Annotated in this window: 32 protein-coding genes; 8 read left to right on the top strand and 24 right to left on the bottom strand. The window is 39.6% G+C overall.

Features of this window, described 5'->3' with window-relative positions; translation table 11 throughout:
• Window positions 1-33: 33 nt before the first annotated feature.
• Window positions 34-399, bottom strand: a complete 366-nt coding sequence (locus tag L0951_RS13075; RefSeq protein WP_234111705.1) for a hypothetical protein — start codon at window positions 397-399, stop codon at window positions 34-36.
• A 292-nt stretch (window positions 400-691) separates the two neighbouring features.
• Here L0951_RS13075 and L0951_RS13070 point away from each other — a divergent pair, with 292 nt between their 5' ends.
• The 8 genes from L0951_RS13070 (at window position 692) to L0951_RS13035 (ending at window position 5881) form a co-directional block, all read left to right on the top strand.
• Complete coding sequence (locus L0951_RS13070; RefSeq protein ID WP_234111704.1) at window positions 692-1066, top strand: hypothetical protein; 375 nt, start codon at window positions 692-694, stop codon at window positions 1064-1066.
• A gap of 26 nt (window positions 1067-1092) precedes the next feature.
• The gene (locus tag L0951_RS13065; RefSeq protein ID WP_234111703.1) at window positions 1093-1890 is read left to right on the top strand and encodes a hypothetical protein; all 798 of its coding nucleotides are present in this window, start codon (window positions 1093-1095) and stop codon (window positions 1888-1890) included.
• Window positions 1891-1965: 75 nt separating this feature from the next.
• Complete coding sequence (locus tag L0951_RS13060; RefSeq protein WP_234111702.1) at window positions 1966-2373, top strand: bulb-type lectin domain-containing protein; 408 nt, start codon at window positions 1966-1968, stop codon at window positions 2371-2373.
• Between the two features lie 101 nt (window positions 2374-2474).
• Window positions 2475-3032 carry a LemA family protein gene (locus tag L0951_RS13055; protein ID WP_234111701.1) on the top strand — a complete coding sequence of 186 codons (558 nt, stop codon included), beginning with the start codon at window positions 2475-2477 and terminating at the stop codon, window positions 3030-3032.
• A gap of 41 nt (window positions 3033-3073) precedes the next feature.
• Complete coding sequence (locus tag L0951_RS13760) at window positions 3074-3799, top strand: RsiV family protein (RefSeq protein ID WP_234111700.1); 726 nt, start codon at window positions 3074-3076, stop codon at window positions 3797-3799.
• 13 nt (window positions 3800-3812) lie between these two features.
• Complete coding sequence (locus L0951_RS13045) at window positions 3813-4868, top strand: DUF3137 domain-containing protein (protein WP_234111699.1); 1056 nt, start codon at window positions 3813-3815, stop codon at window positions 4866-4868.
• A 4-nt stretch (window positions 4869-4872) separates the two neighbouring features.
• Window positions 4873-5361 carry a hypothetical protein gene (locus tag L0951_RS13040; protein ID WP_234111698.1) on the top strand — a complete coding sequence of 163 codons (489 nt, stop codon included), beginning with the start codon at window positions 4873-4875 and terminating at the stop codon, window positions 5359-5361.
• A 46-nt stretch (window positions 5362-5407) separates the two neighbouring features.
• The gene (locus L0951_RS13035; protein WP_234111697.1) at window positions 5408-5881 is read left to right on the top strand and encodes a hypothetical protein; all 474 of its coding nucleotides are present in this window, start codon (window positions 5408-5410) and stop codon (window positions 5879-5881) included.
• A gap of 100 nt (window positions 5882-5981) precedes the next feature.
• Here the strand turns inward: L0951_RS13035 and L0951_RS13030 are convergent, their stop codons facing one another.
• The 23 genes from L0951_RS13030 to L0951_RS12920 form a co-directional block, all read right to left on the bottom strand.
• Window positions 5982-6908: a malate dehydrogenase gene (locus L0951_RS13030; RefSeq protein ID WP_234111696.1), complete on the bottom strand. Its 927-nt coding sequence runs from the start codon at window positions 6906-6908 to the stop codon at window positions 5982-5984.
• A 198-nt stretch (window positions 6909-7106) separates the two neighbouring features.
• Window positions 7107-8123 carry a nucleoid-associated protein gene (locus L0951_RS13025; RefSeq protein ID WP_234111695.1) on the bottom strand — a complete coding sequence of 339 codons (1017 nt, stop codon included), beginning with the start codon at window positions 8121-8123 and terminating at the stop codon, window positions 7107-7109.
• Window positions 8124-8271: 148 nt separating this feature from the next.
• On the bottom strand, window positions 8272-8532 hold the full coding sequence (locus tag L0951_RS13755; protein ID WP_317207205.1) for a 30S ribosomal protein THX: 261 nt from the start codon (window positions 8530-8532) through the stop codon (window positions 8272-8274).
• 238 nt (window positions 8533-8770) lie between these two features.
• Entirely contained in the window at window positions 8771-9406 is a 636-nt protein-coding gene (locus tag L0951_RS13015; RefSeq protein ID WP_234111694.1) for a thymidylate synthase, read from the bottom strand.
• Between the two features lie 186 nt (window positions 9407-9592).
• The gene (locus tag L0951_RS13010; protein WP_234111693.1) at window positions 9593-9979 is read right to left on the bottom strand and encodes a hypothetical protein; all 387 of its coding nucleotides are present in this window, start codon (window positions 9977-9979) and stop codon (window positions 9593-9595) included.
• 270 nt (window positions 9980-10249) lie between these two features.
• Window positions 10250-11773, bottom strand: a complete 1524-nt coding sequence (locus tag L0951_RS13005) for a hypothetical protein (protein WP_234111692.1) — start codon at window positions 11771-11773, stop codon at window positions 10250-10252.
• Window positions 11774-11779: 6 nt separating this feature from the next.
• Window positions 11780-12604 carry a hypothetical protein gene (locus tag L0951_RS13000; protein ID WP_234111691.1) on the bottom strand — a complete coding sequence of 275 codons (825 nt, stop codon included), beginning with the start codon at window positions 12602-12604 and terminating at the stop codon, window positions 11780-11782.
• Window positions 12604-13122 (bottom strand): hypothetical protein, encoded by a 519-nt coding sequence (locus tag L0951_RS12995; protein ID WP_234111690.1) that lies wholly within the window; start codon window positions 13120-13122, stop codon window positions 12604-12606. Before L0951_RS12995 ends, L0951_RS13000 begins: the two co-directional genes overlap by 1 nt.
• Window positions 13122-14036 carry a nucleotidyltransferase gene (locus L0951_RS12990; RefSeq protein ID WP_234111689.1) on the bottom strand — a complete coding sequence of 305 codons (915 nt, stop codon included), beginning with the start codon at window positions 14034-14036 and terminating at the stop codon, window positions 13122-13124. The genes L0951_RS12995 and L0951_RS12990 overlap by 1 nt, the downstream gene beginning before the upstream one ends.
• Window positions 14037-14039: 3 nt before the next feature.
• Window positions 14040-14339 (bottom strand): hypothetical protein, encoded by a 300-nt coding sequence (locus tag L0951_RS12985; protein ID WP_234111688.1) that lies wholly within the window; start codon window positions 14337-14339, stop codon window positions 14040-14042.
• Window positions 14329-14622 (bottom strand): hypothetical protein, encoded by a 294-nt coding sequence (locus tag L0951_RS12980; protein ID WP_234111687.1) that lies wholly within the window; start codon window positions 14620-14622, stop codon window positions 14329-14331. The genes L0951_RS12985 and L0951_RS12980 overlap by 11 nt, the downstream gene beginning before the upstream one ends.
• Before the next feature lies 1 nt (window position 14623).
• A complete protein-coding gene (locus L0951_RS12975) occupies window positions 14624-14824 on the bottom strand; it encodes a hypothetical protein (protein WP_234111686.1) in 201 nt (66 codons plus the stop codon).
• Window positions 14821-15309, bottom strand: a complete 489-nt coding sequence (locus L0951_RS12970) for a hypothetical protein (RefSeq protein WP_234111685.1) — start codon at window positions 15307-15309, stop codon at window positions 14821-14823. Before L0951_RS12970 ends, L0951_RS12975 begins: the two co-directional genes overlap by 4 nt.
• Window positions 15309-15479 (bottom strand): hypothetical protein, encoded by a 171-nt coding sequence (locus L0951_RS12965; protein ID WP_234111684.1) that lies wholly within the window; start codon window positions 15477-15479, stop codon window positions 15309-15311. Before L0951_RS12965 ends, L0951_RS12970 begins: the two co-directional genes overlap by 1 nt.
• 1 nt (window position 15480) lies before the next feature.
• Window positions 15481-16521, bottom strand: coding sequence for a hypothetical protein (locus L0951_RS12960; protein ID WP_234111683.1), 1041 nt, complete (start codon window positions 16519-16521; stop codon window positions 15481-15483).
• Complete coding sequence (locus L0951_RS12955; protein WP_234111682.1) at window positions 16521-17135, bottom strand: DUF6046 domain-containing protein; 615 nt, start codon at window positions 17133-17135, stop codon at window positions 16521-16523. Before L0951_RS12955 ends, L0951_RS12960 begins: the two co-directional genes overlap by 1 nt.
• The gene (locus L0951_RS12950; RefSeq protein WP_234111681.1) at window positions 17135-18886 is read right to left on the bottom strand and encodes a hypothetical protein; all 1752 of its coding nucleotides are present in this window, start codon (window positions 18884-18886) and stop codon (window positions 17135-17137) included. The genes L0951_RS12955 and L0951_RS12950 overlap by 1 nt, the downstream gene beginning before the upstream one ends.
• Window positions 18887-19065: 179 nt before the next feature.
• Window positions 19066-19473 (bottom strand): hypothetical protein, encoded by a 408-nt coding sequence (locus tag L0951_RS12945; protein ID WP_234111680.1) that lies wholly within the window; start codon window positions 19471-19473, stop codon window positions 19066-19068.
• Between the two features lie 24 nt (window positions 19474-19497).
• Window positions 19498-19932, bottom strand: coding sequence for a hypothetical protein (locus tag L0951_RS12940; RefSeq protein WP_234111679.1), 435 nt, complete (start codon window positions 19930-19932; stop codon window positions 19498-19500).
• A gap of 3 nt (window positions 19933-19935) precedes the next feature.
• Window positions 19936-21090 carry a DUF2586 family protein gene (locus tag L0951_RS12935; protein WP_234111678.1) on the bottom strand — a complete coding sequence of 385 codons (1155 nt, stop codon included), beginning with the start codon at window positions 21088-21090 and terminating at the stop codon, window positions 19936-19938.
• A gap of 2 nt (window positions 21091-21092) precedes the next feature.
• Complete coding sequence (locus L0951_RS12930) at window positions 21093-21536, bottom strand: hypothetical protein (RefSeq protein ID WP_234111677.1); 444 nt, start codon at window positions 21534-21536, stop codon at window positions 21093-21095.
• A gap of 36 nt (window positions 21537-21572) precedes the next feature.
• The gene (locus L0951_RS12925; protein WP_234111676.1) at window positions 21573-22070 is read right to left on the bottom strand and encodes a hypothetical protein; all 498 of its coding nucleotides are present in this window, start codon (window positions 22068-22070) and stop codon (window positions 21573-21575) included.
• Window position 22071: 1 nt separating this feature from the next.
• Window positions 22072-22482, bottom strand: a complete 411-nt coding sequence (locus L0951_RS12920) for an N-acetylmuramoyl-L-alanine amidase (RefSeq protein ID WP_234111675.1) — start codon at window positions 22480-22482, stop codon at window positions 22072-22074.
• Window positions 22483-22610: the final 128 nt, after the last annotated feature.

The following is a 22610-nucleotide window of genomic DNA, read 5'->3' as shown; positions in this document are numbered from 1 at the left end:
AAAAAGTAAATTCCGGTCTTTTTTTTGGGGGACTTATTGTCTGAGGGTAAGCTTCCAGCCGGTGCCAATCGCTTTTCTGTTATCATCAATATTAAATACCCAGATATAGCCGTCTTCATAATAATCAATTTGATAACCGTTCAGCTGTCCATCAATTACAAAGGCATTGAAAACCGCCTTGTTCCCATTTCTTGACTCAAGAACTTCAAACTCTGTCCATGTTTTTGCGCCTCTGCTTGCAAATTTCACATTTTCTGCCGTTCCGTTTCGCACGGTAAACATCACCGAGAATTCTTTTCCGTCATAGACTTCGTAATCCTGTGCTTTAAGGGTGGAAGAAAATGCAGCAACCATAATCAGGCAAAAAGTAACTGCAAGTTTTTGAAATACATTTTTCATTTTTAAAATTTTTTAAAGTTTTTGTTTGTGTTAATCATCAACTATTGGTGACCAAGCAAATTTATATTGCCCGTCACCAAATCGGTTAGTAGAAATAAGGCATTTTTTAGGTAAAAATCACGCAACTGTAAAGATGATTTTCAGCACAAACATAGACTTGTAATTAATAGCTGCCGCATGTTTTTTATCTATAATTTGCGTGTATTTTACTAACCGTGTTTTGACAATGCCGTGTAATTTTGGCTCAAAAATAAACCGGAAAAAAAAGCCGGTTATTTGAAAAATGCAAACCATGAACAAATTAGCCTACACTATTTCCATTATGATGGCAAGTTTCATCACAGGAAATGCCCAATCCAAAGCATCCGCCACTATCGGAGGAAAAGTATTTTCTTATAATGAAAAAAGCGGTTACGGCTGTCTATTTGTAGATTCGGAAATGGTAAAGCAAGGCATTACAACAGGTTTTGGAAACAAAACTGCCGGCACTAAATGCATCAGCAAAAAATACGGAAACGGCGTCGCTATCAATTTTTCAGGACTAAAGCCGAACAGCGATTATTCATTTGCCCCACAACAGGACGTTTTGATTTCCGTCACCGGCAACTGGATCAAGAAAGGTGAAACCTATGAGTTTTTTGCTACCGAATGGGAACCTTTCTTTTAAAAAAAATCTAAATCAATCCTTTTAATATGCTAAATCTAATCAACAAACTTACCATAATAGGCTTTTCAATTTTTTCCCTTATCACTTTCGCATGTAGTTCTTCTGATGAAGTACCTTATACTCTGGCGAAAAATTATTTTGTGAAAAATGATTATCCGGACCGGAATCTACACATGCTGAAAATCACAAATGATGAAAAATTCAACAGCATTTTCGGAACGGCTTCTTTGATGGGGGAAAAAGGAAAGCCAACGGAAATAGATTTTTCCAAAAATTTCGTCATTGCAATGATTGACGAGACCAGCAATACTTCTGCCGGAGTTTCCGTGAAATCCCTTGCAATGGAAAATGGCAAACTGAAGCTGACTTATGAACTCGAAAGAAAGCAAAATCCGGACACTGCCAATTTCAGGCATTTTACCATCTTAATCATTGACAAAAAATATGAAGCCTCGGTTTATGCGAATATGGCTCCACAAAATGGTTATCCGATTACCGGGGGAGATTTGGACGATTCCGGATGTAAGCCTTCCACAGGATATTCCTGGAGCATTTTAGAGAACGACTGCATCCAACCCTGGATGACGAAATATGTTTTTGACGGTGAAATAGCTAATGCACCGCTTATTTTCAGCAAAGACCATACAAAAGCAGAGATCATGAGAAATTCCAAATTTCCCGAGAATCTGATCCTGGACAAAAAGCCTAAAAGCAAAGTAAATACTTGGATAAAAGGAGATCTAGTATTGACACAAATCAAAAAAGATTCCTTCGTCTTAAAGGAAAAAAACAGAGAGATCGCAAAAGGAAAACTGAGGGAATAGTCAACAATCAGTGATAAAAAAAGGGTCACCATCTCATTCGAAAAAAAAAGCAGGAAAAATCAAAAAATCGTCATTATGAAAAAAACAGTTTTATTTTTAAGCATCATGGTATTCGGTGCATTTGTCGCCGTGGCACAGACTCCCGCGGTGTCTAAAAGTGTTTCCTGGAAACCAGGCGGAACCATTATGAGGTCGATGAATGGAGTTTTCACGCTAAGATTCCAAAATGACGGGAATCTGGTTTTATACAAAAACGGAAACAATCCGATCTGGGCATCGCAAACCCATGGAAACGCCTCCAAAAAATTCCGCTTCCAGGATGATGGAAATCTGGTGATCTACGATGCTGCAGACAGCGCAATCTGGGCAAGCAACACCAATGGCAAAAATGGCTCTTATATGGTATTGCAAGATGATGGCAATCTGGTAATATATACCATAAATAACCAGCCGGTTTGGGCAACCAATACGGGTGGCTTATAACTTTTAAATGTTTTTTTCCGGAGCAAAAAAAATATTCGGACAAGGTTCGCACTCCGGGAATGCATTTCTGCGAACAAAATCAACCATGAATTATTAAAACCATGACCACAATTATCATTTTTGGAGCGCCTATCCTGCTTCTTATTATTTATTATTATAATCACCTGATCAGAAGAAAAAATGAGGTGGACAATGCAAGCGGAAGCATCAATGTAATGCTGAAAAACCGATACGACCTCATCCCAAATCTTGTAGATACCGTAAAAAATTACATGACCTACGAAACCAATATATTGGAAAAATTAACGATAATGCGGACAAAAGCGATCTCTTCTGATACTTCTGATGCAGAGAAAATGAAGCTAAACCATGACATCGGCGGTGCTCTGAAACAAATTATGGTTTCCGTAGAAAATTATCCGGAACTGAAAGCCAGCAACAATTTTCTGCAACTGCAGGAAAGCTGGGCGGATATTGAAGACCGAATTTCGGCTTCCAGAAGGTTTTTCAATAATGCGGTTACAGATTACAATAATGCTGTAGCAAGTTTTCCGGGAAATATTTTTGCAGGAATAATGGGCTACAAAACCAAATCAACATTTGAAACTCTGACAGAAGAATCCCAAAACCTTAAAGCAAAAGACCTGTTCGTCAACTAATAAATGTTTTTCTAATCCATAAACATAAACCCTGTTGCAAAGTGAAATTCTTTTTATTATTAAGTGTTTTTTTCTTCATCTTTTCTTGCCGGAAAAATCCTAATACACCACAAAACACAGAAACGGCAATCTATGAGTCCATTACGGATTCTTCGGGTAATTTGATTATCAAAGCAAAATATCCTGTTTCTGCACAGGATACCGCAAACATGATCAAAAAATTGGTAAACATGATCATTTCCCAGGAAAAGGAAAGCCGGGAAAATATCCATTTACCAAAAGCTGAAAATCTACATGTATCCATTGATTACGAAGAATTTGATGACCCAAAAAACGGAATTAAAAGCTATCTGATAAAAAAACAATCAAAAGCAGATAAAGAACCGGAAACCACAAAGGTTTGGACGGTGGTTTTCCAAAACCAAAAAGAAATAGAAATCGAGACATTATTGGATTTCTCAGGCGACTTCGATCTTCAGGTTACCAAACTGTTGTCACAAAATGCGCTGAAGCAAAACAAAAAAGCGGACAAAAATATGCTTGATAAAGGTCTGGGATTATATTATTTGGCTGCCGACGGTGAAACACTTGACCCAAAAAAATTCCATGGCGACGGATATTTGTTTGCATCCAACCTTCAGAATTTTGTGGTGGAAGATTCCGGATTCAATTTTTACTTCGGCAGTGGAGAAATTGCGCCCCATTCCGAAGGAGTACAAAAAATCCATCTGACCCGTGAACAATTAAAACCTTTTTTAAGACGATAACCTAGTAAGATTGATGGCTATTTCAGAAACATTTACACAAAATCTTCACCAGCATTTTCGCCAAGGACAGGACGCCGCATTATGGGATCTCGAAAAACTGCGAAAAAAGACAGCACTGAAAGCAGGAGCTCTATTGGCGTTTTGGGGAATATTGATTTTGTTGGTTTTGGTGCCTCTGACCTGGAAAATTTCCGAAATCACCATTCAGGAATACCGAACCGGCGAGAAAGATCACGAAATAATTTTGGCAGGCATAGCATTATTGCTCTTCATTTATTTGATGGCATTTTTCATTTATTTCAACATCAAGAAAAAAAACATTTTGCACCAATATCTGTATTCTGGAAAATATGCCGCACAATACCGCAAAGAAATTAAAAGAAAAATCATTCCGTTCTTAAAGGAAAATATGACATACCATCCGGAATATGGCATTTCCAGAGACGATTTCACGCAAAGCGGATTCCCGATGTTCAACCATCCGAAACGTTACTATTCTTCTGGAGCAATAACCGGAGAAATCGGAAAAACGAATTTTACTTTTGCGGAAGTCTTAGCTGAGGATATGCAGGAAGTTAAAAATGAAATGATTGACAGCAAGCAATATACAGACCTTTTTCGGGGCGTATTCTTTGTTGCGGATTTTAACAAAGATACCGATTGGAATACGTTGGTTTATCCCGATGGATACAAATATTTTTCGAAACTTCTTTTCATGGAAGAAGAGGAAAAATATGTACGCATAAAGTTAGAAGACGTAGAATTTGAAAGGTATTTTGAGGTTTACGGTACAGACCAGGTGGAATCCCGATATGTACTTTCTCAGGCTTTGATGGCAAGAATCCTCGATTTCAAAAAGAGAGCAAAGAAGAACATTCAGTTTTCTTTTAAGAACTCCAAAGTTTATTTCGGAATCCATTATCCTAAGGGGAAAGACCTGTTCACACCGCCTTTATTTCGTTCTGTATATGAGGTAAAAGCTTTGGAAAATTACATTTTAGACATCCAGCTAATGTTGGACATCATTGAAGAACTCAATTTAAATTCCCGTTTGACTTTCAAACCATAATTCCATGAAAACCACAAAAAACATCGCACTCAAAACCGGAGCCGTTTTCAGCGTGCTTTCCTTATTGTTTACTTTCACCATCGTGGTTCCGATGTTTTCTATCATGCACGCTCTTTTTCTGCAGCAGGCTATTGAGATGATTTTTCCAGAAATGGATTACGCAACCGGTACCCAAATCATGTTTCTATTTTTCGGTGCATTATTTTTAATCATATTGTTTTTACTGATGAAAAGAATAAAAACTTTAGCCGGAAAAAATCAAAACATCCGACTCGGGGAAAGCATTTTAATCATGTTCATTTTTTACATCATCATTCATCCTTTGGGATATTATCTTTTGCTGTGGCTCCAAGGTTTTCCGGTGGATGCACTCAATGCCATTATGAGCGTTGCAAGTTTTTTGTTCTCAAGCTTAGCATTTGTCCTCCTTGGATTTATGATGGATTGGTATTGGAAAAAATTAAATAACTCTGAAAATAAGGGAGTCCTTTAGATGAATTATAAACTCAAATAATTACTAACATCATAAATCTTATACAATGAAAAAATCATTCTTTACTATGTGTCTTTTATTATCTGGTGTGATGATGATATTGGCACAGACAGGAACCATTTTGGGCTCTCAGATTAGAATTGCCGAAAAAAAAAGCGGCAAATACGTGGGCTGGACCACCGATTGGATTGAACTTTCAGGAAACGACCGTCCAACGCTGGAAATCACGGAAGACACCATCGTTGATGCCGGTACTAAGTATTACGTTTATTACATCAAATTCACATATGAAGGAGAAACCACAGAGGGAACGTATGTTTATGATTCCGAGAAATCAGCGGCCATACGAAAAGACTGGAACAAAAAAGTGGTCAACTGCTATGTGGATGAAGAAGGGGACTATATTTATGTAGAAGACACCTCGCTGCAGCAATTGGCAAAAGATTCGAATATATGGGCGAAATATCCAAATTCAGCCATTCAGTTTATAAACAAGGAAATGAATATTGCGTTTAAATAAAATAAACCGCTAATTTTCAACAATATCCATTTAAAAAAAAGGCCGGAGAAAAATATTCTCCGACCTTTATTTTGCATTGGTTTCTTTAAAAAAGAAAATATCAGAATTTCAGGTCGCCGTTCACTTCTCTTACAGCATTTGCTGCTTGCGCGAATTTATCTTTTTCAGCATCTGTCAATTTAATATCAACGATTTTTTCAACACCGTTGGCACCGATAATTGCAGGCACACCCAGACAGATATCAGACTGGCCGTATTCCCCATCTAAAAGCAAAGAGCAAGGAATCATTTTCTTTTGATCGCAAAGGATAGATTGCACCATTACCGATACAGCCGCACCCGGTGCATACCAAGCAGAAGTTCCCAACAATTTGGTTAATGTGGCGCCCCCAACTTTAGTTTCTTCAGTTACATAAGCAATTTGGTCATCACTCAAGAATTCAGTTACCGGAACACCATTTCTTGTCGCTTTGCTTACCAGAGGCAACATTCCGGTATCGGAGTGTGCGGCGATCACCATACCGTCAACATCAGAAATCGGACAATCCAAAGCTTCGGCTAGTCTATATTTGAAACGTGCTGAATCCAGCGCCCCGCCCATTCCTATAATTCTGTGTTTTGGAAGACCCGAAGTTTTATGGACCAAATAAGCCATGGTATCCATAGGATTAGAAACCACGATGATGATAACATCCGGTGAATATTTTACCAAATTCGCGGAAACTTCTTTTACGATTCCGGCATTGATTCCGATGAGTTCTTCTCTGGTCATCCCGGGTTTTCTAGGAATTCCGGAAGTGATCACCGCAACTTTAGAACCAGCAGTTTTGCTGTAATCACCTGTTGTTCCTGTTATTTTGGTATCAAAACCATTTAAAGATGCGGTCTGCATCAAGTCCATTGCCTTACCTTCCGCAAAGCCTTCTTTGATATCTACCAAAACAACTTCGGAAGCGAAATTTTTCATCGCAATGTACTCTGCGCAACTTGCGCCAACTGCTCCTGCACCAACTACGGTAACTTTCATAATATATTTTTTTATTGTTATTAAACGGATCATGAAACCTTTCGGTTTCAAACCTCATTACTCTCCATTACTTAATTAAAATGGGATTCACAAATTTACGAAATCTTGGGAAAAGATGAGCCGGTTTTATTTGCCAAAAAACAACCCCATGCATGCTTCGTGAGGCATTCATTTACAATAAAGCCAAACTGGTAACACCTATTTCTCCTCATCAAAATAAAGCCGGTAATATTTTCCTTTCTCATCCTGTCCCGTTTCAATTTTTTTGCGGTCACCATGCACGTAAATGTGGAAATTTTTGTCAAGTTTGATCACACTCTTAAAACCGCGACTTTGCTTTTTCACCGCAGATTCATTAATCGCGAAATCCTCCGAAATTGCAACCTGCATTTCGTTTTCATAATCAGATTTGAAGTTGCTGAAACTCTCTATCACGTTTTTGTCTTCCAGGACTTCACTGGTGAATTCCTCGAAATCAAACTTTTCCTTTTCCTTAAAAAAATTGATGGATTTATTCAAAAAATCCGCTTGGTCCGCTTTAGAAACCTCGAATTCCTGCGGAAGTTGGCGGGTGATGAAATCTTTGTACACAGCAAGTGTTTCTTGGGTATGGAAATAATCATCATCACGCTGCCTTACTTTCAGGAAATCCTCAAACCAATAGTACATGTCGCCATTTTTGTTGTTATCCACCACAGAAACCGCAAATCCGGTTTCCTTAAAATTATTGTAAATGAGGCATCCTTTGTCCAGCTTTGAAAGTCCTATTCCATAGTCTTTTTCAATCTCGAAAGAATCATTCTGAGGAAAAATCTTCAGGAACGGAGTCTTATTTTCCATCTTAAAAATCCCAATCGAATCCGTTTTACTTCCGTCTGCATTTTCTGCTCCCTCAAAATAAACAATGAACAGCTCACCATTTTGAACCCGTGGATTCTCGGTGACTTCATAAAGATGTTTTGCGATATTTTCCGCTTCCCACACAAACTTCTCCTTATCCTCAAACACTTCAGCAACTGACGAATAAACCGGATTATTCACCAAGTAAGAATCGCTGTAAAACCGGAACTGTTCCTCGGATTTGAACGCCTTTAGAAAAAAATCTTCAAGCAATTCCTTCATTTCATCATCCAGCCTCAACTCCTCCCCAGAAAGAATCAAGGATTCCTGATTGATTTTGTTTCCTACTTTGTGCACGATGATTTTGGTGAGCATAAGATCAATATTTTTCTGCCTGCAAAGATAATTGTAAACACCGAGGACACAATAGGAATTACCATTTGGGCAGAAAGAAATCATGAAAAGCACTCAAACAGGTACTTCCTGGCTTCCCATAAAAGTAGGGGAAAAATAAAACCGGGGATTATTCCTCGGCTTTTTTTGTTTTGGTCGCTTTTGGTTTCGCATCAATCACCTCTGTGGTGGCTTTCGGAGCTTTTCCCGCTTTTGCCTCCGCTGGTTTTTCCGCTTTCGGCTTCGGCGCTGCTTTTGGCTTGGCTTCTTTCAGCGGACTTTCTTTCATTGCTACTTCTGCCACAGATTTAGATGCCTTTCTTGGTCTCTTTTTGCCGTAAGATCCGGCAGTGATTTTTCCCCTCCTGGATTTTTGGTCTCCTTTTCCCATAATTAATAAAATTTTGTTTATTGATTTTCACAAAGTTAATTAAAAAAGAATCAATTAAAACCCAAAAAACTCATAAAATTTGGGCGTGCCCCTCACCAACGCGAAACCAGCAACTCGGGTCTATAATCGGCAAAACGAAATGTCCAAAAATCCAAAACAAAACGTCCAAAAATAATTAATTTTAGCACCTTTTAAATCCTCTTTAAAGAGTAAATAAAGTCCCTGTTTGGGACTTTATTCATACATTCAACTCAAAGCTTGCGCGCCCACCTTTCAGCAGTTTTTCAGTCGCTAAAAGATTATTCTCATAGATATGAACGTTCCCAATGCTCAGCGTAATGGATTTAAGCGGCAAATCTATCTTCCGACTTATCAAATATAGATGGTAGATGTCCGCGGGTAAACCAAGCGAAGCATCAGAACTACGCTGATAAGCGGAGATTACCAACTTTCCCGAATCGATTTGAAACTGAATGAGCGACAAACAAGGTTGCTGATTGCTTTCCGTATCGTTTTTTCCCAGGAACAAGACATAATTCTTCGAGTTCCTTTTTTCCTTATTGATCTTCCTAATCAGATCAGGCAGCTGCTCAAAATAGGTTGGGTAAGAATTGACTAGGATCGGTCCGCAATAGTCCCACCAGTTAATGCCTTTTTCGCGATATCGCTCAGTCAAACGCTCACCGCTTTGGAACAGCTCCAACTCAGTTTTCAGTTTATTTCTGGCTATTCCGTGTGTTTCAAATATCTCAAGTAAATCAGCCGGCTTTAGTTTTAGTTGCTCATCCAAAAGATAAGTGATTCCGCCTTTTTTGTTTTCCTGCACTTTTCCCTGATCAAGGATTTTCTTTAGAATTTTGTGGTATTTGTTCATTTTTTGATATTAGTAATAATTTTAAATTGTTCTATATTTGTGAGGTCTCAAACTCTTAACGAAAAATACCCGAAGACTGAAAGACTTTTGTCCTCCAGTTACCTTCGGGTAGTTCGTTAAATTGAGTTTGAGACCTCGTTTAATACTGGAGGATTTTTTTATTTCCTTCCTCCTGGGAAATTCATTCTATTCCTTTTTCACATATCCAAATTTTTCAATTAGTCCGGAAATCAAATCTTTGAACGCATTAATCACAAATCGACGCCCTTCCTTCGTCAAGAATATCCAATCGGTAACATCCTTTGAAAGAACAATCGCAAGCGCGAACGGAAAGAAAAAAACTTTCAGCGGCCATTTCTTATATATCGCCAATTCGTATAAGAAAATCGTACACATTATTACCAATACAAACATTCCAAACCAATCCCTTAGTTCTGGATTTTTCTGGTCCGTGGTTTTGTGCCATAAATACATTCGGTAGGTATAGCCACATATTGCAAGTACGATGATAATCCAATCATTTGCGGTGTAAGGAAGGTGAAAGAGACCGTCAATTGGATTTTCGTTTTGCATTGTTTCTGATTTTTCGGCGTTTCTGTCTTAAGATGTTTAGATGTATGCAGCGCAATTGGCGTCGAATGAAGGTGTAAACGTTGTGCATTCCTCTTATGAGCATTACGAAACTTACAACCAATAAGAGAAACCAACCAGGCGAACCCTCCCGGATGTGGATCATAACCCCATCGGAATAGACGATTATGATGCCTATGTAGGACAGAATCATCAAAAAGAATCCCTTTATCAATGGAAAAAAACTTGTCATTTTAATTTATCTTTAAATATCTACTCCAATCTCTCGGGCACCGGTGGCGCATAAGCGTAAAGAGCGTTTATGAATATCTCCACATCGCCGCCTAATTCATCAACATATTCGGCGTCAATTCGCAACATTCCGGGCTCATAAGGGGATAACCAATATTTCAATTTTGCCTCCGACCGAATCTCCTCACTTACACCTATATGACCCACATTGCTGAACACACTCACCGAGATAGGAATGTTACCTATCGGCATATCCGCGGACGTGCCAAGAACATTGATCTTCCTTGAAAAAATTGGTAGTTCATGAACACCAAATCTATCCCGATATTCATACACGCCGCCGGTCGGCGTTTCGCCCTCACGGAAATTGGTGGCCAATTCAGTCAGTGGCTTCTTACCTATAAGATTACCGGAACCTATCGTTATCACGCTGTCCTGGTTGGTTGTTTCCGGCGTGTAATGCAGCTTCATCTTCACGGCCTGCGTCAAGGTGGTCGCACCTGCTGAAATTTGGGTGGCACCTACTGAAATGGTATTGCTGGTTAAATTAAAACGAAGAATATCACATCCGCGATCCTCGGTAGCCGGGATACCGCGACGCTCAGCTGCATCGTAGGCACCGTAACGGATGGTATAGATGTTTGAATCGTTGAATTTGTGCGTGATCCGTTGGTTTGATGCTCCGAACAATTTCAATGATTCGTGATCAAGCAGCGTGCTGGATGTGGCGGATATTGATTTGAAGCCATCTGCCTTTACCTCTCCGCCAACTGATAGTTTATCGTCACCTGGTTCGTGGTCAAGTCCGTAGTTTTCGGTGGATAAAGATCGATTGAGACCATCAGCTGTATCAGTTCCTGTGAAGCGGCCTGCAAAGTTGATATAATCGCCGCTTTTAACAGCTATACTATATTCCGAAGATAAATCCATTAATCCGGATTCATCACCATAAAAGCCCGCACTTAAATTAATCGGACTGTCTCTAATTTTAAAAGTACCACAAAACCAGTTGTCTTCATTAAGGAATTGTTTATAACCTATGATTTCCTCATCACCAGTAATGTGCACCAAATCACTTTCATCTGGCGAACTAATATCTACGAAGACTGATCCGCTCCACCTGAAGCACTTATTGGTATTCAAATCAACGTAAATTTTACCCTTTTCTCCATCGATAAGGCTATTATCTTCATCAAAAAATTGCCCGCTGTTAAGATAACCCTCCAACACATCATCCACATAAGAAGGCAATTGGCTTTCCGGTATTTTTCCGCTATCGTTTAACGTTGCCACGCCATTGTGTGCACCTTTCTGAACCATCGGAATCAGCACGCCGGCATGCGCATTTGGATCATTCAAATGGGAATTAAATGTCGAATTGGTTACATAGAAGTTGAATGCCTGGTTAAGCCCGCCAATCTGTGACATTGGGATGTTTTCCGACTTGTGCCAAAAGCTCTGCCATGTAGCCTGAAACTGCTGTTCGGTCGGGTAGTCTCCAGTTTCAAACCAGCTATAAATTATATTTAAAGGTGTTACTGCCATGATTGATTATTGAAAGTTAGGTTCTATAAAGTTTACGATTCGTGACGGCTGGATATTGTTGTGCGCTTGACCTCCACCGACCGCCGACGTATTTTGCGCGGAGATTTCGAAAGTATTTCCGCCTCCCGAAAATCCACCACCACTTCCAGACCACGGTGAAGTGCGCGTGTATGCATGGCTGTGATTCGGAATCTCGCCGATTTGCAGAGTATGGGTCTTCGCACCAATTGTATTTCCTAAATTCGCAAAATCACCGTCGTTGGGATCACGCCCCACAATCGTTTTTCCGCGAAAATCAACACACTCCTTCCAGCCGGTCGGTATTTCGCTGGCCGGCCTTCGGAAAGGGAAAACGATACCGCCATTGATAATCGGAGCGGTTTTTAATTTTAAGATGTCAATTTCATTGATCAGCGCATTCAGTTGCTGCTGGGTCACGCTGTTATTAACTTTTAATTGGATATCCTTCAAGGTTTCCAGTTTCACAAAATCGTCCCAATTGTAGGTGTTTATAGCGTTGCCAAATTTGACCGTCCGTTTTTCGATCAATATTTTATCCGTCTGGTCCTGGAATGTCTTTAGAATTTCTTCTTTATGAATATATACGGTGTCACTTACCAAACCCCCCTCGAAGTAATAGAGTTTGCCTTCGATAGCCACTATTCCGGGTTCCACCGTGGAACCAACCAAATTGCATCCCGAAAGGATGGTTTTGCTGCCGGCTAAATCACCCAAAACCTCGAATATTTGGTACGCCTCCTCGATGAGCGACATCAGGTCGTTTGTAAGCGGCACGCCGCCTGTTTGCAAAAATTTAAAGTTATATTTCATTACTTAATAACTATTAGGTAGCTTTTTGACGGTAGGACGTAAAAGTCGATTTCCGCCTTCAGCATAAACTGGTTAATATTTGTATTTGGGATTTCCACAATGAAGTCAAAATCACTTGTCAATTCGGATTCTGACCTTAAATAGGTTGGATTTTCATCACCAAAAAGCCATTTAATCTTGTTATTAGGATCGGTGCTGAAATAGCTTGGGTGGGTGGGATCGGTCTCAGCTTCTGTATAAAGATAAATCCCTTCATACTGCACCGCCCTTACTATTTTGATACGTCTTTCAATTCTGTCGAAAGCATCATTCAACCTTTTCTGCATCGAGAACTTCTGATAATTGTGGTTCATCTTGATGAGATTCTGTTTTCGGTTTTTCATGACCTCCACATACAGCGTGACCAATGGAAATATCAAAACATGGATAAAGTTGATCATGCCATTTTTCCTCAGGTCGGTCATGATCCACAAAATAGCCAGCTTTCGAAAGTCGATATTGAAAAGATTGTCCTTCATTACGTTTCCGGTTGATAATTCACATAAGTGATCGTGCTCACATCATTTTGGTCGAATCCCGGTTCCACTTCAAATAGCACTTTAAACCGTCCGCTTTTCGGGATTCTGGATATTTCAACAGGCTGGTAAAAACCATAGCCAACACCGGGTTCAATCCATTTGCTTTGAACCTGCAAGTTTTGCAGGTCGTTCACGCCCTCAACTGCCAATATCGCCGCCTCCAATTTTTGAACTGAAAGCTCACCGTTAAACGGTAGGTTTTTCATGAACTTCCTGATCGCCTCCACAACCGGAAAAACGTTTCCTAACAAAATGCTTTGTCCGTTTTCCAGCAATACCGATGGGTTGTAGGCGATTTTGAAGTTTATCTTCAAAATATCCGGCGTATAATTCACGATCACGATATTGTCTCCGGTCGCCTGTGTTTCTTCGATGTATTTTTTAAATGAAACTACTTTTTCGTCTGAAATTGCAGCGTCGATATTATCGCCCGCAATCTTCATTGAAATTCGCACCTTTCCGTTGGTTACGTTCCGGGTAACTGCCGCGTATTTGATGATTTTTGATGAGTTGATCTGATCTTCATCTGCAACGATCCAATTGTCGGAAATTGCGTCATAATAATCCGGGCGGAATTCATCGGTTTCGGGGATAAGGTCGAATCCGTATTGGAAGCGCAACGCCAAATTTCTATACCATCTCAATGTCGGAACTTTCTGTTCCCGGATTTTCGTGTCGATCTCCTCCATGTGCATTCTTACCGCCTCCTGGAAATTGAATATCACGAAGGCGACCGCCTCCATGATCTGCCGCCATATCGCGGTCTTACTGGTGGAGGTAAGCGGCGCAAGCTCCGTGTTCGATTCCTTTGCGTCGAATAGGTTCTGAATGATTTCTGCAAGTGTCTTATTCATTTTCTAATTGACTATAAAGTTGCTTCCTATTTGCATATATCCGATCCCTCCGAGTTGCGGCGGATCTTCATCGTTTATCTCCGTAATTGCCGTTGCCGGATTGATCTGTTTTGCGTTGTAGTAATTCAATATATCGCGGTTAAAAGGCAATCCGTTCGGGATGGTCAACTCATAACCTGGCACCAAATAATCTGATACCGCCAAAGAGTTTTCTTTTGCGATGAGGAAAGCATTAGAGACATCGCCGGTGTGTTGCACCGCGATATCTAAAATTGACTGTCTTTCTAAAACCTCAACTTTCATAATCTGAATCAATATTTAATTCCAAATTATCCCCGATTTTTATTTGCTTTACATTCATTCCATCTGCAATGAATTGTTGCCTAATTTCCCTTGCAAAATTGTCCGGGCGTTCGCTTTCTAAATAATGTTTCGAACCAACGCCAACTTTCGGATATTGCTTAAATTCTCCCTTTTCGGCAAAAATTAAAATCCGTTGATGTTGGTAGGTACTTTCGCCAACAACCAAATCGCCATTGGCAATCTGCAAATCAAAATTTTCATCTAAAATAATATCGTTGGGCATTTTATGTTATATTTCCGGTTTGATTGGTTGCAGTTCCTGTGGTGGTAACTAATCCACTTCTTACAAACTTATCTATCGCTTCCGCCATTTTTTCAGCCAATCTTTGGCGGGAATCTTCTGGCTTTTCATTTGCGTTCGATTCAGTTTCAAACATTTCTAATAAGTCCTGTATTAAAATTGGTTTTCCGTCGGTTAAACTCATTTTAAAAGTTGTTTAAAGTCGTTTTTAATACTTAAAAATTCGGGTAACATGACTAATTTAATGGTTGCGCCTGTATTCGTTTGATAACCTTTTTCAATGACGGAAAAAAGCCTTGTCATCAAGTCTGCATAGTTTTTTCCGTTGGCTTCAAAATGAACTTTGTCGTCCAATTGAAGTTTTGTATTACCCACGAACCAAACAAATTTTTCCACCTCATCACACGCGATCACCATCCAATCATCATCGTCTTCTACTCTCACCGCCAAAACATAAGTCCCCACCTTCGGAATTTGCATGAAACTTTTATTTCCGTTCAGAACCGGGCGAAGTCGAACGTCTAAATATTCTTGCTCATCTTCATCGATTAAGATACACGTGGCTTCATCTTCATTCACCGATTTCACCACTGCAATGTTGGATACTTCCGGCGCATGACTTTTGGCAATTCGCTTTAATCCTTCTCTTATTTGTTCGGGTGTTGCCATTATTTTTCAAAAATTGCTTTTACAGCCCACATTTTTGAAGTTTGTAAGTTTGTAATTGCTTTTGACCTTGGGTCAAGTTCTTTATTTTGATTTATGAAATCTTCAAGTTCCTGAAATCTTAAAGACAATTCATTTTTAAAATCATGTTTTCCTTTTTGCTTTTTGTCCATTTTATTTATGCATTAAAAATCCAAGTTGTGCCGTTTGCCTTCCGCCCTGTTCTCCAAATTCACCGGAAACACTTTCAATAAAATACTCCCCGCTTTTTTCGTGATATATTCCGCCGTTTAGTTCCATCACCATTCCTTTTCTGACATAAGGTTTTAGGAACAAAATTATATTGCCTTCATAACCTTTGTAATCTTCTTTGGTCTGCAACCTGTTGGCTATTTCTCGCATAAATTGGGCAGGAATTCCCGACTTTATCTTTACCAACTTATCGTTGCTGTATTTATCTTGCTTCGGTTGTTTTGGCTTTACAATTTTTTCGGTTACTTTTCCTGTTTTCTCCGATTTTACTTTTTTTACTACGCCTTTTTGGTCTTTTTCCCGAATAACGATGTTAATTTTTTGGTCAACATTTTTCTGCTTAAAATCATCATCTTTTACGGTATTCCAACCGATTTTTACTTTTACCCGGTCTTGAACTTTGCCGAACATAGTGCCGACAAACAATTCGTTAAAATTGAAATAGACTGAAAGTTTAACTTCGCCTTTAAGCCATTCCAAAACTTTGATTCCCGAAGCGTTTTTGAAGCGCACATTTTTCAAAGGAATGTCCGGTATTTCTTTGGATAAAATAATATCCGTTCCTGCCGTCAAATCAGTTAAAAGTTGCTTAACTGTTACACTTGCATAAGTTTTGTTAAAAATAATGTCGTACAGTTGGTAGCCGTAACCTTCGCATTCCAGCTGAACAGGAATTCCCATATTGACGCGTTTTACAAAACCGACAAACCGCAAATCGTTTTTTTTATTGTAGCCCAATGAGACACTCACTTTATCGCCAGTTTTAATGTCATAAATTTTTTTTTCATTAATGGCATTAATATCTTCAGTAGATTGTTTTTCTGTAACCAAATAGGCTATTCTCGGCAAATAAATGGTGCAATTGTCAATGAATGAATTCACATCACTTTTCCAAGTGACTTTATTTGGTTTTACCAACTTGTATTTCCCGACTGAAATGTCGCTCGTCATTATTCCACTCATTACGAAATTTCTAAATCTTGAATAAAATCACTTTCACAATTCAACGTAAATGGACGAATCCACGGTGCTTTTCCTTGTACTTCGGGAAATTCTAATGATGTTACTACTACACGGCAACTTTCATCCAAAAACATTTCGGGATAACCGCCATGAAGGGCAACTGGATCACCCGTTTCAAAAACATCTTTCAGTTTGATAATGTCGTCTTCCGGAAATTTTCTATTTTTCCCAATCACAAATCCGCGAATGGTGAACTTGTAATCATCTACATTAAAGGTTTCTTTATAAGTTCCTTTTCGTTCACTTACGGGCGTTCTTACCACGGTTTTTGCTAAATTCACAGAGATGGTACACGCTTCTATTTCAATAACCTTTTGCTCATTTTTATAAAATTCGCACGGTAACCAAATATCTTGACCATACGCGCCAATCTTGTTAAAGGCAATTTGTTTTCTGCTGTAATGAATCGTTCCTCTCGGACTTTCATTTTTCGGAATGTCTGCATAGTTTACATCCTGGGTTAATGGTTCTTCCGAACCTTTCGGAGTGACGTAATAAGGAGACTTTCCGAAATATTCTTTGTATAAATTATTGAGGTCAAAAACATTTATCATTATGTTACTTTTGCGCCATTATACAGAACCCTGCCTAAACATTCTAAAATAATACTTTCCAATTTATCGGTGGTTTCGTTGGTGTTCAGCGTTGTAAACTGAATATTGTCAAAGAATTTTCCTAAAGTGATATTCACTACTCGCGGTCCACCTCCCGAAATGGTGTCGCCTGTTTTTTTGCTTTTTTCCTTGTTTTTTTTCTTTTCGTCTTCGCCATCGGAAATTGCAGAACCTTTTTTGAATCGTGTTAAATCGGCAACGTAACTTGGTGTAGTGGTTTTTTCATCTTTAATAATTTTAGTGGCTTCCACTTTCAGCGGCTCATCACTGCTTAAACCAAGAAATTCTTTAGTCGCGATATAAACACTTTCCAATGTATCCAACATAGGCTTCAATACCTCTTCCCATACATAAACCAATCGTTCACCAACCCATCCAACGATGTCAAATATTCCGCCGAGAAACCAATGAATAACTTTAAATGCATCTTTTATGATTTCACTTTTAGAAATCCACTGTACCACACCGCTCACAATTTTCCAAACAGATCCGAGGATACTCTTCAAAAAGTTCCAAACCATGCCGTACCAGTTAACTGCGATTTCAATCCAGTCGCTCCACTCACTGGTTCCTTCGCCCAATGTCAGCACATAATCAATTGCTTTTCCGAGACCCTCTGAAACAAAATCAATATAAGGTTGGACTTTTTGAAGCATTGGACCAATATTGCTCGCAAACTTAATTGCCACATCTAGAACTTTATTGATCACTGGACTAAAAGCATCGCCAATTTCAGTGAGTGCATTCTCAAATTTATCTTTTACTGTGGAAAGTTTACCAGACATTGTTGCGCCTTGAGCTTCCAATGCACCTTCATAAATCCCACCTTTTCCACGTGCCATTGCGAGTGCTTTTGCCAATTGGTCATAAGTCACGTCCATTTCCTTTACTTTGTCGATGGACTTCCCGGTACTTCTGGAAAGCATTTCGTAAATATTGATACCTACCATCCCGAATTGCTTAATGTCCATCGCTGTGGCTTTGCCGACGGTTTTCACCTGTTGCATGTTTGCGGCCATTCTATCAAGTTCCGCATTTCCTCCTCCAACTGCCGAAATCGCATTAGCGAGGTTCATTGCATCTTCGCGCGCATCTTTCGCATTTAATCCCGCGGAAATCAATGCACGGTTAACCGATAATAAAGAATCAGTATTAAACGGTGTTACATCTGCATCCTTCTGGATATTTATGTAGGCATCCGCGGCTCCTTCTTTTCCGAGGAAAGTAGAAAGCCCTGTGATCTGCTGTTGCTTTTTCATAGAACCAGCAATCGCGCCGCCAATTCCATCTTTCACCACACCCAATAGTGCACTTCCTGCCTTCATAGCTAAGTCGGCCGCAATATTTCCTTTCATTATTGCACCAAACATCCCACCTCCAGAATCATCTGAACTACCTCCGCTTAAATTCCCTTGATGGGTATTCGCCTGCCTTCTTAGGGAAGCCAATTCACGACGTGCATTTGCAATTTGACTTGGAATGGTAGAAGTGCGGATGGTATTTTCTACCTCCCTAATTTTTTTTTGCAATTCCTCGAAGGACATTCCCAATACTCGGTTCCTTGAATTCATTCGATCTGCGTGTTGCGCCATACGTACAAAAGCGCTTTGAGAAGTGGCACTCAATCTACTCAAGTTGCCACTCATCAAGTCGCGCATTTTCAAAACAAATTCAACGGTATTATTGGTCATTTTAAATTAGTTTGCGTTCGCCTTGCTCCTTCCAAATTTCGAGGGCGATTCCGGTTCTGTAAAAAAACTTTTCATCACCCCAATTTTTCATAGCGTCGGCTCCAAATTGCATACATCCGAAAACGATAAGGAACTCTACTCCGGAATCACTCCTTTGAAAGGCGGATTTGCCTTTTTCACTAAGCGCGAAAAAACTCGCCTTTTTTGCTTTCCAAGATGTTGTTCATCTGAAGGAAAACTGCGATAAAGTTGTCTTCATCCTCAATCAATTGGAAATCGCCATCAATCCACAATTGCTCTACAATCATTGCCACGGCTTTGCTCATTCCGTTGGTTCCGATGGCGGTAAGGTAATCGCCCAAATCATCAGCAAGTGGTGGACGTAAAACCGCAAGAAACTCATCCACTTTCAGGTAGATTAAATCACGGTTGCCGTATTCTTTTTTCCACTCATCCAATTTCTTTTGAGAGAATTTCTCAATGAATGGCGTGAGGTCTTTCACCTGTGTGTTTTTGGCTTCTTTTTCCTTTTTGATTTCTTTGGCTTTCCTCGAATTGAAAACCGCCGTTAATTTTTCGTTTGACATATTTTTGTTTTAAGAATTTAGAATTTAAGAGTGATCCACATTCATTGCGAGGAATGGCAGTGTGATTTCTCTGTGTTTTGCATTTTGCTCCATTTCGACACCGCTTTCCGTAAAAGCCACACCTGTTGCAGTGTAGGTTTTAATAGGATCAGTAAGGCGTTTTTTGTAGCCGATGGTAATTACAATTGCTTCATGTGGAACTTCTGTGATGTCTGCGAATTGCGCTAATTGTGCCGCTTTGTTCATTGCATCTACCTCAAAGCCGAGGATTTTAATACTTCCATCGTACTTTTTATTTCCGCCCATAATGTCGATCGGCTCATCGCCTGCACCATACAAATGCTCCTTTTCAACGGTCTTTTTTACACCGAAACCTCGCAATCCTTTGATTACTCTGCCTAAAATTTTTACTTCAAATTGTGCCCATGCACATTCTGAACTTGTGATATTTACATTCATTTTTTAGATATTTTTAGTTAGACCAAGATTTACGGTAATCCAAGTGAGGTAACCCAATGGCTGAATTTTAACCGTCATTCCTAAAGAACTTGTATTAATCAGGTCTTGATCTGTAGGAACAATCACATCCACATCGCTGATTTGCTCAGCCATTTTCGCACGGATTTGGGACTTAATGACGTCTTCCAAATATTTAGCATCGGTATCGTTCAAAGTGCCGTCTTTTGCCATTCTCACCGAAGTTTCCAAAAACTGCGTATTTGCAGCCGTGGCAATTCTTTGGGCTTTGTCGATTAATCTTCCGTGAACGAGGATGTGAAAATCATCAGTTCCCGCCATATTATCTACTCCGAAAAAATAGCCGGAAACACCTTCCCGAATGTGAAGCAAAATGTAACCTGCATCACTCAAATTGTCGAGTTCCGTTGGTGTGAATTCCTCTAATTTTTTGTTGCCGATATAAGCGGAAGTAATGCTCAATGCACCGTTTTGTCCGTTTCCAAGTTTGATGTGTGCCGGATATTTCACCGCCCTTGCTAAAGCAACTCCCACACTCGCAGAACCATCGTTTTGCGTTCCGCCGATTACCACCCCTGCAAAAGTATTTGTAGCGGTATTTGGTTGGTATAATGGATTTGCAGTAACATCGGTCACACGTCCTTCAATTAAGATTCTTACAGGACGATTAATGGATTGCTGATATTGCGCAATAGTTTTTGATGCGGTTACGGCTTTTTCAGAATCTTTGTCCAAAAATCCGGCAGGCGGAACGTAGGTATTGGAAGGGTTTCGACAAACCGAAACGATGTTGACCCGACCTTGAGAAATGGTCAATAGTTTTTTCAAACCATTGTCATTGGTAGAAGTCACCGCATTTTCTAAAGTCATTGTGTCTTCAGTTCCTAGAATCCATAATTCCATATTTCCGCCTAATTCTTGGTAGAACTCGGAAATTTGACGGTGTAAAAATGGTTCGTCGGTTTGTGAATATCCTTTGGTAATAGCATCATCTAATGAATAAACCGTTTTTACCACTCCAATATTTGCGGGTTTCACCGCAGTTCCCACGATTCCTGCAACGCCATCAGTTACCTGTATTTGGCGAAGCAAATTCCCCGAGGATATATTTGCGCTTACTTTTGGCGTTCCTTGTCCCATCTTTATTGTTTTTGAAGATTGTTTTTAAATTCAATTAGCGCAGTTTTTAGAGTTTCCGCCTTTTGGTCTTCGGTTTTCACTTCAAACGCTTTTGCCAAATCTTTCAAGGTGGCATATTCCGCTTTCTCGATGTCGGTTTCCTGCAAAAGCTTAGTTTTTTCGGCTAAAAATTCTGCGTTTTCTTTGGCTATTTTTTCTGCCTCTGCATCTTCTTTAGCTTTTTTCTCCGCCTCTAATTTTGCAAGTTCCGCTTCATCGTCAGTATTTTTTTGTGCAAAAAACACTTTTCGGTTGTACGATTCAATCGTTTGATCGTTCAACGTTCCGGCGAATCCTTGCGCGCCGCCATTGTTGTGGAACACTCTTCCATCGGAAGTGATATGGCATTCCTCGCTTGAAGGGTGACGCTCGAAATAATCTTGGGCTTGTTCTGTGAAGTTTTTCATTTTGATATGAATTTTTAAAATGATTTTAAATTGTGTTTAAACGATCCCTTTCCATCGTAGGAATCCGGTAATTATAAAAATGGCGAGCAACCCGATGAAGATTCTGCCGAACCATAGTTGGGTTTTTTGCCAAAAGGTCAAAGGTTTGTCTTTGTACTCGATTTGTGGCACATATACAGGTTTTTGCTCGTGTTCTTTGACGTAGGTTTCCCGCCATGTTTTATAAAGTTCTAATGCCTCCTGTTTGCAGTCCACTTGAATAAAGTGATCCTTCAGAACCACCTGTGGAACTATCACATTTTTTCCTGCCTTTACAATGATGGAATCTTTGATGATAACAGGTTTGCCGTCTTTGCATTCGATGTATGCCTTGTAAAAAGAACTGTCGGCTTCTACCTTAAAAATCGTGTCTTTCACGATTTTGGTAACTTCCTTCGTGTTGGTAATGACCACCGGTTCTGCCGGCTTCCTGCTGATGCAGGAAACCGAAACCAGCGAATAAAAAATAGATATGAAAAAAAGAAAATGTTTCATTTTACAAATTTTTGTATTCCGATTTTGCATCGAATGACGGACATGCTTTTTTTACATTTGGAAAATCACGGTGTCCTTGGATTTTGGCTTTCGGAAACTGCTTTTTGAGTTCCTTTAATTTTTTTAGAATCGCCTCTTTTTGTTCCGGTGTTCGGGTGTCTTTAGGAGTTCCTTTGATATCAATTCCACCCACATAGCTAATGTTGATGATTTTGGAATTCCAACCTGCAACACCGTTTGATGGTTGCGAAATATCCAATAACTGAACAACCTCACCATTCGCTCTCACGATAAAGTGGTAACCCGGATTTTTCCAACCCAAATTATTTTTCCAATAATTTTGGATGTCCGAAATTTTAGCAGTTGGCTGTGTGGCGGTGCAATGCACGGCGATGTATTCTATATTTCTCATTGTTTCAAAAAAGAATCCGTCTCACAACTGAGGCGGATTTTTTTTGGTTATTATTTAGGATTTTTGTATCTTTATGCTTGATAATCAGATAGTTGTTTATGAATTTCAAGCATTATAATCAAAATCAG

The sequence above is a fragment of the Chryseobacterium sp. R2A-55 genome (assembly GCF_021401085.1).
Lineage (GTDB): Bacteria > Bacteroidota > Bacteroidia > Flavobacteriales > Weeksellaceae > Kaistella.
This window is presented reverse-complemented; position numbering and strand designations above follow the sequence as displayed.

What these genes read in the sequence shown, in the direction of transcription:
- L0951_RS12980 (WP_234111687.1), bottom strand. Translation starts at nt 14,622, where the DNA reads ATGCCCAACGATATTATTTTAGATGAAAATTTTGATTTGCAGATTGCC.
- L0951_RS12950 (WP_234111681.1), bottom strand. Translation starts at nt 18,886, where the DNA reads ATGACCAATAATACCGTTGAATTTGTTTTGAAAATGCGCGACTTGATG.
- L0951_RS12955 (WP_234111682.1), bottom strand. Translation starts at nt 17,135, where the DNA reads ATGATAAATGTTTTTGACCTCAATAATTTATACAAAGAATATTTCGGA.
- L0951_RS13755 (WP_317207205.1), bottom strand. Translation starts at nt 8,532, where the DNA reads ATGGGAAAAGGAGACCAAAAATCCAGGAGGGGAAAAATCACTGCCGGA.
- L0951_RS12970 (WP_234111685.1), bottom strand. Translation starts at nt 15,309, where the DNA reads ATGGCAACACCCGAACAAATAAGAGAAGGATTAAAGCGAATTGCCAAA.
- L0951_RS13025 (WP_234111695.1), bottom strand. Translation starts at nt 8,123, where the DNA reads ATGCTCACCAAAATCATCGTGCACAAAGTAGGAAACAAAATCAATCAG.
- L0951_RS13005 (WP_234111692.1), bottom strand. Translation starts at nt 11,773, where the DNA reads ATGGCAGTAACACCTTTAAATATAATTTATAGCTGGTTTGAAACTGGA.
- L0951_RS13045 (WP_234111699.1), top strand. Translation starts at nt 3,813, where the DNA reads ATGGCTATTTCAGAAACATTTACACAAAATCTTCACCAGCATTTTCGC.
- L0951_RS13035 (WP_234111697.1), top strand. Translation starts at nt 5,408, where the DNA reads ATGAAAAAATCATTCTTTACTATGTGTCTTTTATTATCTGGTGTGATG.
- L0951_RS12920 (WP_234111675.1), bottom strand. Translation starts at nt 22,482, where the DNA reads ATGAGAAATATAGAATACATCGCCGTGCATTGCACCGCCACACAGCCA.
- L0951_RS13070 (WP_234111704.1), top strand. Translation starts at nt 692, where the DNA reads ATGAACAAATTAGCCTACACTATTTCCATTATGATGGCAAGTTTCATC.
- L0951_RS12990 (WP_234111689.1), bottom strand. Translation starts at nt 14,036, where the DNA reads ATGAATAAGACACTTGCAGAAATCATTCAGAACCTATTCGACGCAAAG.
- L0951_RS13015 (WP_234111694.1), bottom strand. Translation starts at nt 9,406, where the DNA reads ATGAACAAATACCACAAAATTCTAAAGAAAATCCTTGATCAGGGAAAA.
- L0951_RS12975 (WP_234111686.1), bottom strand. Translation starts at nt 14,824, where the DNA reads ATGAGTTTAACCGACGGAAAACCAATTTTAATACAGGACTTATTAGAA.
- L0951_RS13040 (WP_234111698.1), top strand. Translation starts at nt 4,873, where the DNA reads ATGAAAACCACAAAAAACATCGCACTCAAAACCGGAGCCGTTTTCAGC.
- L0951_RS13075 (WP_234111705.1), bottom strand. Translation starts at nt 399, where the DNA reads ATGAAAAATGTATTTCAAAAACTTGCAGTTACTTTTTGCCTGATTATG.
- L0951_RS12930 (WP_234111677.1), bottom strand. Translation starts at nt 21,536, where the DNA reads ATGAAAAACTTCACAGAACAAGCCCAAGATTATTTCGAGCGTCACCCT.
- L0951_RS13065 (WP_234111703.1), top strand. Translation starts at nt 1,093, where the DNA reads ATGCTAAATCTAATCAACAAACTTACCATAATAGGCTTTTCAATTTTT.
- L0951_RS13030 (WP_234111696.1), bottom strand. Translation starts at nt 6,908, where the DNA reads ATGAAAGTTACCGTAGTTGGTGCAGGAGCAGTTGGCGCAAGTTGCGCA.
- L0951_RS12960 (WP_234111683.1), bottom strand. Translation starts at nt 16,521, where the DNA reads ATGAGTGGAATAATGACGAGCGACATTTCAGTCGGGAAATACAAGTTG.
- L0951_RS13000 (WP_234111691.1), bottom strand. Translation starts at nt 12,604, where the DNA reads ATGAAATATAACTTTAAATTTTTGCAAACAGGCGGCGTGCCGCTTACA.
- L0951_RS12995 (WP_234111690.1), bottom strand. Translation starts at nt 13,122, where the DNA reads ATGAAGGACAATCTTTTCAATATCGACTTTCGAAAGCTGGCTATTTTG.
- L0951_RS13010 (WP_234111693.1), bottom strand. Translation starts at nt 9,979, where the DNA reads ATGCAAAACGAAAATCCAATTGACGGTCTCTTTCACCTTCCTTACACC.
- L0951_RS13060 (WP_234111702.1), top strand. Translation starts at nt 1,966, where the DNA reads ATGAAAAAAACAGTTTTATTTTTAAGCATCATGGTATTCGGTGCATTT.
- L0951_RS12935 (WP_234111678.1), bottom strand. Translation starts at nt 21,090, where the DNA reads ATGGGACAAGGAACGCCAAAAGTAAGCGCAAATATATCCTCGGGGAAT.
- L0951_RS12965 (WP_234111684.1), bottom strand. Translation starts at nt 15,479, where the DNA reads ATGGACAAAAAGCAAAAAGGAAAACATGATTTTAAAAATGAATTGTCT.
- L0951_RS12985 (WP_234111688.1), bottom strand. Translation starts at nt 14,339, where the DNA reads ATGAAAGTTGAGGTTTTAGAAAGACAGTCAATTTTAGATATCGCGGTG.
- L0951_RS12945 (WP_234111680.1), bottom strand. Translation starts at nt 19,473, where the DNA reads ATGTCAAACGAAAAATTAACGGCGGTTTTCAATTCGAGGAAAGCCAAA.
- L0951_RS12940 (WP_234111679.1), bottom strand. Translation starts at nt 19,932, where the DNA reads ATGAATGTAAATATCACAAGTTCAGAATGTGCATGGGCACAATTTGAA.
- L0951_RS12925 (WP_234111676.1), bottom strand. Translation starts at nt 22,070, where the DNA reads ATGAAACATTTTCTTTTTTTCATATCTATTTTTTATTCGCTGGTTTCG.
- L0951_RS13055 (WP_234111701.1), top strand. Translation starts at nt 2,475, where the DNA reads ATGACCACAATTATCATTTTTGGAGCGCCTATCCTGCTTCTTATTATT.